This is a genomic window from Variovorax sp. FW305-3-2-15-B-LB1 (assembly GCF_058787635.1).
This window is the reverse complement of sequence record NZ_JBYSZY010000094.1, coordinates 1-12,922: the sequence shown is the minus strand read 5'-3', so window position 1 is coordinate 12,922 and position 12,922 is coordinate 1. Positions and strand designations below refer to the sequence as shown.

General features: G+C 67.1%; 13 protein-coding genes. 4 read left to right on the top strand and 9 right to left on the bottom strand.

The genetic code is table 11. The features are described from left to right. From AC3WQR_RS30865 to AC3WQR_RS30825, 9 genes are all read right to left on the bottom strand, one after another. Positions 1-209 (bottom strand): hypothetical protein (locus tag AC3WQR_RS30865; RefSeq protein WP_492745827.1); only part of this gene is annotated, 209 nt, incomplete at its 3' end. Positions 210-226: 17 nt separating this feature from the next. Continuing rightward, complete coding sequence (locus AC3WQR_RS30860) at positions 227-574, bottom strand: hypothetical protein (protein ID WP_492745825.1); 348 nt, start codon at positions 572-574, stop codon at positions 227-229. 127 nt (positions 575-701) lie between these two features. After that, entirely contained in the window at positions 702-1,538 is an 837-nt protein-coding gene (locus tag AC3WQR_RS30855; RefSeq protein ID WP_492745823.1) for a metallophosphoesterase, read from the bottom strand. Between the two features lie 4 nt (positions 1,539-1,542). Then, positions 1,543-2,673 carry an acyl-CoA dehydrogenase family protein gene (locus tag AC3WQR_RS30850; RefSeq protein WP_070062930.1) on the bottom strand — a complete coding sequence of 377 codons (1,131 nt, stop codon included), beginning with the start codon at positions 2,671-2,673 and terminating at the stop codon, positions 1,543-1,545. Positions 2,674-2,713: 40 nt separating this feature from the next. Beyond that, the gene (locus AC3WQR_RS30845; RefSeq protein WP_487850637.1) at positions 2,714-3,961 is read right to left on the bottom strand and encodes a glutamate carboxypeptidase; all 1,248 of its coding nucleotides are present in this window, start codon (positions 3,959-3,961) and stop codon (positions 2,714-2,716) included. 90 nt (positions 3,962-4,051) lie between these two features. Further along, entirely contained in the window at positions 4,052-5,236 is a 1,185-nt protein-coding gene (locus tag AC3WQR_RS30840) for an acetyl-CoA C-acyltransferase (protein WP_095746933.1), read from the bottom strand. Positions 5,237-5,304: 68 nt separating this feature from the next. Further along, positions 5,305-7,125 (bottom strand): bifunctional isocitrate dehydrogenase kinase/phosphatase, encoded by a 1,821-nt coding sequence (aceK, locus tag AC3WQR_RS30835; RefSeq protein WP_062478759.1) that lies wholly within the window; start codon positions 7,123-7,125, stop codon positions 5,305-5,307. 43 nt (positions 7,126-7,168) lie between these two features. Continuing rightward, entirely contained in the window at positions 7,169-7,903 is a 735-nt protein-coding gene (can, locus tag AC3WQR_RS30830; protein ID WP_062478745.1) for a carbonate dehydratase, read from the bottom strand. A 12-nt stretch (positions 7,904-7,915) separates the two neighbouring features. Then, positions 7,916-8,359, bottom strand: a complete 444-nt coding sequence (locus tag AC3WQR_RS30825) for a MerR family transcriptional regulator (protein WP_070062936.1) — start codon at positions 8,357-8,359, stop codon at positions 7,916-7,918. A gap of 94 nt (positions 8,360-8,453) precedes the next feature. On the opposite strand from AC3WQR_RS30825, the gene AC3WQR_RS30820 reads away from it, so the two are divergent. From AC3WQR_RS30820 to AC3WQR_RS30805, 4 genes are all read left to right on the top strand, one after another. Continuing rightward, on the top strand, positions 8,454-9,512 hold the full coding sequence (locus AC3WQR_RS30820) for an MBL fold metallo-hydrolase (protein WP_492745820.1): 1,059 nt from the start codon (positions 8,454-8,456) through the stop codon (positions 9,510-9,512). 112 nt (positions 9,513-9,624) lie between these two features. Continuing rightward, positions 9,625-10,941, top strand: coding sequence for a leucine-rich repeat-containing protein kinase family protein (locus tag AC3WQR_RS30815; protein ID WP_492745829.1), 1,317 nt, complete (start codon positions 9,625-9,627; stop codon positions 10,939-10,941). Next, complete coding sequence (locus AC3WQR_RS30810) at positions 10,938-11,867, top strand: pseudouridine synthase (protein ID WP_492745818.1); 930 nt, start codon at positions 10,938-10,940, stop codon at positions 11,865-11,867. Before AC3WQR_RS30815 ends, AC3WQR_RS30810 begins: the two co-directional genes overlap by 4 nt. 88 nt (positions 11,868-11,955) lie before the next feature. Then, positions 11,956-12,726 carry an SDR family oxidoreductase gene (locus AC3WQR_RS30805; RefSeq protein WP_492745816.1) on the top strand — a complete coding sequence of 257 codons (771 nt, stop codon included), beginning with the start codon at positions 11,956-11,958 and terminating at the stop codon, positions 12,724-12,726. Positions 12,727-12,922 lie beyond the last annotated feature (196 nt).

Here is a 12,922-nt window from a genome sequence, read left to right as displayed (position 1 = left end):
CCTCCCCCTCCGCCGCATGCGGCAAGCATCACGGCCACGCCGAGCATGACCGATGTAAAACTTTTAACTCCACTCATCAAACTCTCTCCTCGCTTGTTTTGTAATCCAAATCTTACGAGGGAAAAGTTACGCTCACGATCGTTCCGATCGCTCGGCTCATGCCAGTTCGGCAACCGTTGTTTTGATGCCCAGAGTTGCGCAGGACTCAAGCCCCAGCGAAGTGTTCCTACTCGTCCACCGCCTCGCACTGCGCTTCAATCCGCCCATGCAGAAGCCCCAGCGAAACCGCGAGAAACCGCTGCAGCGAACTGCGCTGGCATGCATCGAAAAGCGGGGCGGCGCCTGCATCAGAAGAAGCGGCGTCGCGCCGATCCTCATCCCACTCGAGCAACTGAACCAACGTCTGCGCGCCCTGCACCACATCGCGCGCCTCGTTGAGAAACGCCGCGTGGCTTTGCAGTGAAGGCGGGAGCCGTTCGCCTTGCATCCATTCGAAGGGTGTGAATTGAGTGGCGGAACGGGAAGACGCACAGGAACAACCGGCGTCGGTGACTGCGCTTGAAGCATTGGCCATAGGCCTCCAAGAATTGCTGCGCAGGATGTCAGCGGGCTGCTAAACCCGGCCTTGCACCTCACACAAGGCGACGGCAATGTTCGCGGCCTCCACGACGCCCGTCAAGCGCCAGCGACCGGTACGCCCCCTACCGAAACATCACCCACTCAGGCCGCATGTTGAACCGCACCGGCAGGATGCTCACGCCGAGCCCGCTGGTCACATACATGCGCTTGTTGTCCTTGTGCGCGATCCAGCCATAGGCCCATTCACGCGGCGCACGCCCGGGCACCACCAGTGCGCCGTAGCCCGGCACGCTGATCTGCCCGCCGTGCGTGTGCCCCGCCACCACGAGCCCCTGCGTGCGCGGCATGCCGGCGAAGCTGAAGGGGTCGTGCATCATGACCAGCGTGGCGGCGCCCGGTGGCACGCCGGCCAGGGCCTTGTCGGGTTGTGAATGGCCGGTGGAGTCGTCGCCGATGCCGACCACCCAGAGCGCGTGCCCGGGCAGGCGCACCGAGGCGTTCTCCAGCACGCGGATGCCTTGTGCGGACAAGGCCTTGGCGGTGCGTTCGCCGTCGTGCCACCAGTCGTGGTTGCCAAGCACCGCGTACACGCCCTGCGGCGCCTTCAGGCGGCCGAGCACGGCGGCCATGGCTTCGATGGAAAAGTCTTCGTCGTCGCCGGAGCCCGCAAGAAAGTCGCCGGGCAGCAGGATCACGTCGGGCTGCGCCGCGTTGATCTGGTCGACGATGGCCGCGGCGCGGTCGGCGCTGGTCACGCGCCACAGCGAGCGCGTGCTGAGGTGCCAGTCGCTGGCCACGGCGACCTTCAGGCCTGCCGGCGGCTGCCACTGCGCCGAGCCCAAGGGCTCGACTCGCGCGGCCACCCAGCGCGGCTCGATGACGACGCTCCAGGCGGCCAGCGCCACGAGCGCGAGTGCCGCGGCGATCGAGCCCCAGGGTCGGCCGCGGCGCCGGTTCACGTGATCAGGCGAGCGCGCGTTGAATCAGCAGCTTCTGGATGTCCGACGTGCCTTCGTAGATCTGGCACACGCGCACGTCGCGGTAGATGCGCTCCAGCGGAAAGTCGTTCACGTAGCCGTAGCCGCCCAGGGTCTGGATGGCGGCGCTGCACACGCGCTCAGCCATCTCGCTGGCGAAGAGCTTGGCCATGGCGGCTTCTTTCAGGCAGGGCCGGCCGGCGTCGCGCAGGCTGGCGGCGTGCCAGATGAGCTGGCGCGCGGCTTCGATCTGCGTGGCGCAGTCGGCGAGGCGAAAGCCCACGGCCTGCTGGTCGAAGATGGCGCCGCCGAAGGCCTGGCGCTCCTTGGCGTAGGCCACGGCCACGTCGAAGGCGCTGCGGGCCATGCCCACGCTCTGCGCGGCGATGCCGATGCGGCCACCCTCGAGCGCGCCGAGCGCGATCTTGTAGCCCTCGCCTTCGGCACCGATGAGGTTCTCGGCCGGGATGCGGCAGCTGTCGAAGTTGATCTGCGCGGTGTCGCTGCTGTGCTGGCCGAGCTTGTCTTCCAAACGCGCGACGTTGTAGCCGGGCGCGTCGGTGGGCACGATGAACGCGCTCATGCCGCGCTTGCCGGCGCCCTTGTCGGTCACGGCGATGACGATGGCGACCTGGCCGTTCTTGCCGCTGGTGATGAACTGCTTCACGCCATCGATCACGTAGCCGTCGCCGTCCTTGCGCGCGGTGGTGCGCAGGCTCGAGGCGTCGCTGCCGGCCTGCGGCTCGGTGAGGCAGAAGGCGCCGAGCATCTGGCCCTGGGCCAGCGGCTCGAGCCACTTCTTCTTCTGCTGCGCGTTGCCGTAGCGCATGAGGATGGCGTTGACGGGGCAGTTGGTCACGCTGATGGCGGTGCTGGTACCGCCGTCGCCGGCCGCGATTTCTTCAAGCACCAGTGCGAGCGTGAGGTAGTCGAGGCCCGCGCCGCCATGCTCCTCGGGCACGCAGATGCCGTAGGCGCCCAGCGCGGCCAGGCCCTGGTGCACGTCCTTCGGAAAGCTGTGATCGCGGTCCCACTTGGGGGCGTTGGGCCACAACTCGGCTTGCGAAAAATCGCGCACGGCGTCGCGGATGGCTTCCTGGTCTGCGCTGAGCAGCATGGCGTTGTCTCCAGTTCTTTCTTGTCGGTGGGTGCGTGGCTTACTTGCCGGCGCCCAGGTCCATGATCAAGCGCGCGGCCATGTACAGGCGGCGCGGAATGGCGCTGATGTCGACGTACTCGGCCTTGTCGCTGTGGTAGCCGAAGCCGGGCAGGCCCAGGCTTTCGATCACGGGCTTGCCCGAGAGCGCCGCGTAGGCCGCGTCGGTGCCACCGCCGGTGCGCTCTTCGACGCCCACGCTGCCGCCGGCTTCCTTGTAGAAGACCACGGCCTTGTCGACCAGCTTCTTGCCGCCCTCGCCCGCGTTGAAGGCCGGACGGCCGCGCGTGACGAGCACCTTGACGTCGGCCTCGGGCAGCTTCTTCTGCTGCGCCTTTTCTTCGAGGGTCTTCATGGCGGCGTCGAAGTCTTCGTTGCGTGCGTAGCGCACGTCGGCGTTCAGCGTGGCGCTGGCCGGGATGATGTTCGACACGTTGCCGGCCTTGGCGATGGTCCAGTTGAAGCGCAGGTTCTTCGACTTGTCGTCGATGCTCATGGTGCGCAGCACGAGGTCGGAGGCCTCGACCAATGCGTTCACGCCCAGCTCGGGCGCGGCGCCCGCGTGCGAGGCCTTGCCGGTGATGTTGACCTGCACGTAGGCGATGCCCGAGGTGCCGAGCGACATTTTTTCGTCGCCGGCGCTGGTGGGCTCGAACGAGAGCACGTAGTCGGCCAGCTTGGCTTCTTCCTGGATCAGGTCGCGCGAGCCGAAGGAGCCTTTTTCTTCGTCGGTGTTGAACAGCACGGTGATGGTGCCGTAGTCGCGCACGCCGTAGTCCTTCAGCAGCTTGAGGGTGTGCAGGATGACGGCATTGCCGCCCTTGTCGTCGGCGATGCCGGGGCCGTAGGCCTTGTCGCCTTCGATGCGGAACGGCGCCTTGGCGAGCGTGCCCTTGGTGTACACGGTGTCCATGTGCGACATGAGCAGCAGGTTCTTGCCGCCGCGGCCCTTGAGCTTGCCGACGATGTTGTCGCCGACCACGAGGCCGGCCGACTTGCTGCGCGTGACGGTGAAGCCGAGGTTCTTCAGCTCGCCTTCGAGGTACGCGCCGGCGGCGGCCATGCCTTCGGCGTCACCGGTGCCGGTCTCGATGTTGACGAGCTTCTCGAGCGTCTTGATCACCGCCGGCTGCTCGTCGGTGGCGGCCTGGAACAACACGTTGTCGCGCTTCTGGGCCCAGGCGCCACCTGCCACGAAGGCGGTAGCGAGCACGGCGGCAACGGCGGTACGGTGAATGGATGGGCGCATGAAATCTCCTGCTCTACGCATGGTTTTGTTTGAACTGTCCGGGGTGGAAACCGGCCGGCGCCCTCTCCCGGGCGCCGGCGGCTCCTGGCGTTATAGCAATTCGAGCGCGACGGCGGTGCCTTCGCCGCCGCCGATGCACAGCGTGGCGACGCCGCGCTTCTTGCCGCGCGCCTTCAGCGCGTGCAGCAGCGTGACCATGATGCGCGCACCGCTGGCGCCGATGGGGTGGCCCAGCGCGCAGGCGCCGCCGTTCACGTTGACGATGTCATGCGACACGTCGAGCTCGTGCATGAGGGCCATGGGCACGACGGCGAAGGCCTCGTTCACTTCCCACAGGTCGACGTCCTTCACGCTCCAGCCGGTCTTGGCGAAGAGCTTCTGCACTGCGCCGACCGGCGCGGTGGAGAACCACTCGGGCTGCTGCGCGTGCGTGGCGTGGCCGACGATGCGCGCCAGCGGCTTGGCGCCGATCTTCTTGGCATGCGACTCGGTCATCATGACCAGCGCGGCGGCGCCGTCGTTGATCGACGAGCTCGAGGCGGCGGTGATGGTGCCGTTTTCTTTCTTGAACGCGGGCTTGAGCGTGGGGATCTTGTCGAGCTTGACCTTGCCCGGGCCTTCGTCGATGGAGATGACGGTGTCGCCGCCGCGGCCCTTCACGGTGACGGGCGTGATCTCGTCCTTGAAGGCGCCCGATTCGGTGGCGGCCTTGGCGCGCTGCACGCTGGCGATGGCGAAGGCGTCTTGCTGCTCGCGCGTGAAGTTGTACTTGGCGGCGCAGTCTTCGCCGAAGGTGCCCATGGAGCGGCCCGGCTGGTAGGCGTCTTCGAGGCCGTCGAGCATCATGTGGTCATAGATCTTGTCGTGGCCCATGCGGTAGCCGCCGCGGCCCTTGAGCATGAGGTAGGGCGCGTTGGTCATGCTTTCCATGCCGCCCGCCACGATGACGTCGTGCGTGCCGGCCAGCAGCAGGTCGTGCGCGAGCATCGCGGCCTTCATGGCCGAGCCGCACATCTTGCTGAGCGTGACGGCGCCCGCGCTGTCGGGCAGGCCGCCCTTGTAGGCCGCCTGGCGCGCCGGGGCCTGGCCCTGGCCGGCCATGAGGCAGTTGCCGAACAGCACTTCACCCACGCTCTCGGGCGCGATGCCGGCGCGCTCGACGGCCGCCTTGATGGCCGCGCCGCCCAGGTCGTGCGCGGAGAGGGACGAGAAGTCGCCCTGGAAGCCACCCATGGGGGTGCGGGCGGCGCCGACGATGACGATGGATTCGGACATGGAGGTCTCCTTCAGGAATGTGAAAGTGAAATCAGAAAAGAAACGAAAACGGAATCAGAAACGGGCGGTCAGAAATGCGTCGCGTGGCCTTCGTGCTGGAAGCGTTGCGACTCTTCGTACGGGAACACATCGAGCATCTGGCCGGCCTGGATGCGTTCCTTGTGGTGCTGCCAGAAGGCGGCGTCGAGCAGGTCGGCGTGGTGCGCCATGAAGGCGGCGCGCACGTCCTTGTTGCCCAGCAGAAAGGGCTCGAAGGTCTCGGGGAACACGTCCTTCGGGCCAACCGAGTACCAGACCTCGCCGCTCATCTCGTCTTCTTCGTTGCGCGGCGTGGGCACCTTGCGGAACTTGCAGTCGGTGACGTATTCGATTTCGTCGTAGTCGTAGAACACGACCTTGCCGCCGCGCGTGACGCCGAAGTTCTTCCACAGCATGTCGCCGGGGAAGATGTTGGCGGCCACCATGTCCTTGATGGCGTTGCCGTACTCGATGACCGCATGCTCCAGCTGGTCCTTGGCGCGCCGGGCCTGGGCCGGGCTCTCGGGGTGGGCCAGCGTGTCGAAGGCTTCCTGCAGGTAGATGTTCAGCGGGATCATGCGGCGCTCGATGTAGACGTGCTTGAGCACGACCTCCATCTCCCCGTTGCCGTCGCGGTCGCCGATCTCGAGCTGGCTGGGCGCGAACTTGCGGATCTCCTCGATGAGCTCGGGCTCGAAGCGGTCGAGCGGAAAGCCCACGTTGCTGTACTCGAGCGTGTCGGCCATGCGGCCCACGCGGTCGTGCTGCTTCACGAGCATGTACTTGCCCTTGATCTGCTCGCGCGTGGTGTCCTTCTGCGGCGGATAAAAGTCCTTGATGACCTTGAACACGAAGGGGAACGAGGGCAGGTCGAACACCAGCATGACCATGCCCTTGATGCCGGGCGCGATGCGAAAGCGGTCGCTCGAGTAGTTCAGGTGCGACAGGAAGTCGCGGTAGAACAGCGTCTTGCCCTGCTTGGCCAGGCCGAGCGCGTTGTAGATTTCGGCGCGCGGCTTGCGCGGCATGAGCGAGCGCAGGAACTGCACCCAGGCCGAGGGCACTTCCATGTCGACCATGAAGTAGGCGCGCGCAAAGCTGAACAGCATCTGCAGGTCGTCTTCGCCGAACAGCGCCGCGTCGATGTAGAACTTGCCGTGGGTGTCGTGCAGGATGGGCAGCGAGAACGGAATCTCGGTGAAGCCGTTCATGATCTTGCCGACCACGTAGGCACCCTTGTTCCGGTAGAACAGGCCCGACAGCACCTGCAGCTGGAAGTTGGCGCGCAGCTTGACCTGGTGGAAGCGGTTCAGGATGACGTGCGCCACGCGCTCGGCGTCGCGCCGTTTGTTGGCGTAGCTGCCCTGCAGCGCGAAGTCGTCGAGCATCTGCTCGATGATGTCGGGCAGCGTGGCCTGCGAGGGGTAGTACGGCCGGTAGGTGGGTGCGCCGCGCGGCTCGATGTACTCGGTGCTGATGGCCGGGCGCACGAAGATGAAGTCGTTCTGGAAGTAGGCCCGGTGCAGGATCTTCGTGGTGACCGAGTTGAAGAAACTCTCGGCCAGCTCGGGCTGGTGGTGGTTCACCAGCAGCCCGATGAAGTGCAGCTTGACCTGATGCCAGACCTCCATGGGCTGGTCGCCGGCCTTGAACTCTTTTTCGAGCCGGGCCACGGCCTCGTTCACGCGCAGGTCGTAGAACTCGATGCGCTCGCGCTGCGCCCGCTGCTGGCCGTGCCAGTCGGCGGTCTCGAAGCGGTGCTTGGCGCGCGCCGATTCGGCGCGGAACAGCCGGTAGTGCCGGTTGAACCCGTCGATCATCGCCTTCGCGATGTCGTAGGCCAGCGGGGAATCGAGGCGCTGCGGGAACATGGCGGCAATACCGACGGGGGCGGCGATGACAGCGGCAGCGAACTCAGGCGGCTGGCGGCGTCTCGGTGCCTTCGGTGCCGTCGGCACCCGCCTGCGCCGACGGCGACGCGCCTGCCGGCTTGCTCCACTTGTAGCGGATGCGCTGCACGGCGGCCTTGTAGATGGCGTCGAGCGGCTTGTCGCCCTCGACACTCAGGCCGAGGTCTTGCAGCAGGCCGTCGTGCACGCCGAAGGTCCAGCCGTGGATGCGCACCTTCTGGCCGCGCGCCCAGGCATCGACCATGACGGTGCTGACGGCCACGTTGACCACCTGCTCGGCCACGTTGAGCTCGCACAGCGCATCGACGCGCACGTCTTCGGGCAGGCTGTCGAGCATCACGCTGTGGCGGTCGCGCACGTCCTGAATGTGGCGAATCCAGTTGTCGGCCAGGCCGATGCGCTTGCCGCTGAGCGCAGCCTTCACGCCGGCGCAGCCGTAGTGGCCGACCACCATGATGTGCTCGACCTTCAGGTGCTCGACCGCGAACTGGATCGCCGAGAGCGCGTTGAGGTCGGAGTGCACCACGATGTTGGCGACGTTGCGGTGCACGAACACTTCACCCGGCTCCAGGCCGGTGATCTGGTTGGCGGGCACGCGGCTGTCGGAACAGCCGATCCACATGTAGCGCGGCGTCTGCTGCTTGACAAGGCCGGTGAAGAAGCCGGGCCGGTCACGCTCCATCTGGGCGGACCAGGCACGGTTGTGGGCAAAGAGGTCGTCGAGGTTGTCGGAGGGCATGGTGGTCTATTGTCAATGAGTCGTTGTGTCGGGCGTGTTTTCGCCACCTCGGGCGTCCTGGACGGCCTTGGCGGCCTTCTGCGCCCTGGTCAGCGTGGCGCGGCCCTTTTTCTCGTGCTCGCGCACTTCGGCGAGGTTGGCCTGCAGTTCGGCCAGCTGCGCCTCGAGCTGCGCGCGGTGGGCGCCGAGCACGCCCAGGAATTTTTCCAGCTGCGGCACGGTGTCGCGCGGGCTGTCGTACATGTCCAGGATGTCTTTCGCCTCGACCAGCGTCAGGCCCAGGCGCTTGGCGCGCAGCGTGAGCGTGAGCCGCGCCCGGTCGCGCGCGCTGTATACGCGCTGCAGGCCGGCCCGCTCCGGCGACAGCAGGCCCATGTCTTCATAGAAGCGGATGGCGCGCGTCGTGAGGTCGAACTCCTTGGCGAGCTGGCTGATGGTGAAGGTCTGCGCGGGCATGGGCGGCAAGGGTTGCGGGGGCGACAGCAGGTTGGCGGCGCATTCTCTACAATGATGCCTCAACCCATGACGTTTACGTAAACGTCAATCATACATGAACCTCCTCGAACGCGAACTCCACTACCCCCTGGGCGACACCCTGCCCGCCGCCGGCGAAGCACTGGAAGTCGCGCCCGGCGTGCGCTGGATCCGCATGCGACTGCCCTTTGCACTGGACCACATCAACCTCTGGCTGCTGCGCGACACGATCGACGGCGTCGAGGGCTGGACGGTGGTCGACTGCTGCATCGCGCACGACGAGGCCCGCGCGCAGTGGGAGCAGATCTTCGAGACCCAGCTGCAGGGCCTGCCGATCCTGCGCGTGATCGTCACCCACATGCACCCCGACCACATCGGCCTGGCCGACTGGCTGTGCCAGCGCTGGAACGCGCCGCTGTGGATCAGCGCCACCGACTACCACGTGGCGCGCGTGCTGTGCAGCGCCGGCGACACGCTCGCGGGCGGCGACGCGGCGGCCGACTTCTTCACCTCGCACGGCCTCACCAACCCCGAGTCGATCGCCAAGATCCGCGCGCGCACCAGCTACTACACCAACATGGTGCCCAGCGTGCCCGCCCGCTACGTGCGCATGATGGACGGCGACATCGTCCGCATCGGCGGGCGCGACTGGCGCTGCATCAGCGGCTACGGCCACGCGCCCGAGCACATCGCGCTGTACTGCGCCGAGCCGAAGCTGCTGCTGGGCGGCGACATGATGCTGCCGCGCATCTCGACCAACGTGAGCGTGCACGCGGGCGAGCCCGAGGCCAATTCGCTGCGCCTGTTCCTGGACAGCATCGACAAGTTCAAGGCCCTGCCGGCCGACACGCTGGGCCTGCCCTCGCACGGCAAGCCCTTCACCGGCATCCACCGCCGCGTCGACCAGCTGCAGGAGCACCACCGCGACCGCCTGGCCGAGCTGCTCGAGGCCTGCCTCGCGCGCCCGATCACGGCGTCGGAGGGCCTGCCGATCCTGTTCAAGCGCGAGCTCGACCTGCACCAGATCACCTTCGCCATGGGCGAGACCGTGGCCCACCTGCACCTGCTGTGGTTCTCGGGGCAGGTGAAGCGCACGCTGGATGCCGACGGCATCTACCGCTTCGGCGCAGCCTGAGGCCCCCCGGCTTTTCACTTCGCTTCGCTGCGTGTAACTCCACCCCCCGAGGGGGAGGCGCGGCTCGCCTTGGGGCGGCCCGGCGGCGGCCGCATAGACTCTGGGAATGACAATGTCGAACACGCTGGCTGAGCTGCGCGCCGGCCGGCTGGCTGGCGCACGACGACTGGACCTCTCGTGCGGACTCACCGAGTTCCCGCGCGAGATTTTTGCGCTCGCCGACACCCTCGAAACGCTGAACCTCACGGGCAATGCGCTCAGTGCGCTGCCCGACGACCTCGGCCGGCTGCACCGGCTGCGCGTGCTGTTCTGCTCCGACAACCGGTTCACCGCACTGCCGGCCTCCATCGGCCAGTGCCGCAAGCTCGACATCGTGGGCTTCAAGGCCAACCGCATCGCCCACGTGCCCGCCGAGGCGCTGCCGCCCTCGCTACGCTGGCTGATCCTGACCGACAACGCAATCGAGGCACTGCCCGACACCCTCGGCGACTGCACCCGCATGCAGAAGCTGATGCTGGCCGGCAACCGCCTACGCGCCCTGCCGCCGTCGGTGGCCCGCTGCCGGCAGATCGAGCTGCTGCGCCTGTCGGCCAACCGCTTCGAGGCGCTGCCCGAGTGGCTGCCCACCCTGCCGCGCCTGGCCTGGCTGGCCTGCGCGGGCAACCCGTTCGATGCGCAGACCGAAGACGCCGCCATCGACGCGCCCACCGTGCCGCACGTCGACTGGCGCGACCTGACGCTCGGCCCGAAGCTCGGTGAAGGCGCCTCGGGCGTGATCCACCGCGCCACGCTGGCCACGCCCGATGGCGCCGCACAGCCCGTGGCCGTCAAGCTGTTCAAGGGCGCCGTCACCAGCGACGGCTGGCCGCACAGCGAGATGGCGGCCTGCATCGCGGCCGGCGCGCACCCGACGCTGATCGCCGCACAGGGCCGCATCGACGGCCACCCCGACGGCACCGAAGGCCTGGTGATGGCGCTGGTGCCGCCCTCGTTCCGCACCCTGGCCGGCCCGCCGAGCCTGGCCTCGTGCACCCGCGACGTCTACGCCGACGATGCGCGCTGGACGACCGGCACCGCCCTGCGCATCGCGCGCGACATCGCCGCGGCCATGGCGCACCTGCATGCGCGCGGCCTGCTGCACGGCGACCTATACGCCCACAACATCCTGTGGCATGCGCAGGACGGCGGGCGGCTCGGCGACTTCGGCGCGGGCTGGATGACCGGCGCGCTCGACCCGGCACTGGCGAAGGCGCTGCAGGGCGTGGAGATGCGCGCGTTCGGTTGCCTGCTCGAAGAGCTGGCCGAGCGCTGCGACGATGCGGTTTCTTCGCCCTTGACCACGCTCGCGGCGCGCTGCCTGCAGCCCGAGGTGGCGGCGCGGCCGTCGTTCGCCGAGGTGCTGTCGGTGCTGGACGCCGCCGCACCATGACGCGCCCCCGCTTCCCCGTTCCGATGCCCACGCGCGACGGCGTGAGCCCAAGCTGCGTTTCGCTGCCTTACGGCCCCTGGCCCACCATCGCCGACTTTCTGGTCGAGCGCTTTCCCGCCATCTCGCGCGAGGCCTGGCTCTCGCGCATCGAAGCGAACGACGTGTGCGACGAGCACGGCGTGCCCATCACCGCCACGCGGCGCTACGAGTCGCCGCTGCGCGTGTACTACTACCGCGCGCTCGACGCCGAGACGCCCATCCCGTTCGAAGAGTTGGTGCTGCACCAGGACGACGACCTCGTGGTGGTCGACAAACCGCCCTTCGTGCCCGTCACGCCCACCGGCAAGTACGTGCAGCAGAGCCTGCTGGTGCGCCTGAAGCGCAAGCTCGGCCTGGATGACCTCGTGCCGCTGCACCGCATCGACCGCAATACCTCGGGGCTGGTGCTGTTCTCGGTGCGCCGCGAGACGCGCGGCGCCTACCAGGCGATGTTTCCCGAGCGGCGCATCGACAAGCACTACGAAGCCGTCGTGCCGTGGCAGGAGGGCGTCTCGTCGGTGCCCGCCGTCTACCGCAGCCGGCTGGTGGACGACGACCATTTCATGCGCATGCGCGAAGCGCCCGGGGAGCCGAATTCCGAAACCCGCATCGTGCTGCGCGAGGCCCGCGACGGCCATGCCCTGCTGGAACTCTCGCCCGTCACCGGCCGCAAGCACCAGCTGCGGGTGCACTGCCAGGCGCTGGGTTTTCCGATCGTGAACGACCCGTTCTATCCCACGCTGCAGCCCGCGGGGAACGACGACTTCGACAGGCCGCTGCAGCTGCTGGCGCGGTCGCTGGCTTTTGTCGACCCGCTGAATGGCGCCTTGCGCACCTTCGAGAGCCCGCGCCGGCTGGCGCTGCCTTCTGCTCCTGCTGCCGCCTAGGTGACGCGGCGCGGGCGCGTCGCGGACTAAGCTTTCTCCTGACGGGAATTGAACTTCCTCTCTTCCACCACTCAGGAGACAAACGCACATGGACACCACCCAACTCTTCTCGCTGAAGGGCCGCAGCGCCTTGATCACCGGCGGCTCGCGCGGCATCGGCCGCATGATTGCCGAGGGCTTCCTGGCGCAGGGCGCGCGCGTGTACATCTCGGCGCGCAAGGCGGCGGCTTGCGATCAGACGGCGAAGGAGCTGTCGGCTTTTGGGCATTGCGTTTCGCTGCCAGCGGATGTTTCTACTGTGGAAGGGGCTCAGGCGCTGGTCGATGCCTATGCGAAGCACGAAGGGTCGCTGGACATCCTGGTCAACAACGCTGGGGCTGCCTGGGGGGCGCCTTATGAGGAGTTTCCGGAGAGTGGATGGGACAAGGTTGTCGACTTGAACTTGAAGACGCCCTTCTTCCTGACGAAGGCACTGACGCCGATGCTCAAGAAGGCGGCTACGGATCATCTGGCGAAGGTGATCAACATTGCTTCTATCGACGGGATTTCTGTGAATCCGCAGGAGACTTATTCGTATGCGGCGAGCAAGGCTGGGTTGATTCAGTTGACGCGGCGGATGGCGCTGCGGTTGGCGCAGGATCGGATCGTGGTCAGTGCGATTGCTCCGGGGGCGTTTGCTTCGGATATGAACAAGGATGCGCGGGATCACGGGGATGAGGTCAAGGGACGGATTCCTGCTGGGCGCATTGGTACGCCTGAGGACATGGCTGGTGCCGCTATCTACCTGGCTTCGCGGGCTGGGGACTATGTGATGGGGTCTACGCTTGTGGTGGACGGGGGCGTTACGCACGCGCGCTGATTCGTTTGGGTTCCGGGGCCGGGTCTCGGCCCGGCGGCCGACCTACTTTTCTTTGCTTCGCCAAAGAAACGTAGGCAAAAGAAAGGCGACCCTACTGTCTGCGTCCCTCCGCTTCGCTACGGGCAACCTGCGGTGCTCACGTTTCGCGGGGTCTCGCCCAAACTCGCTTCGCTCAAACAAGGGCGAGCCCTGATCC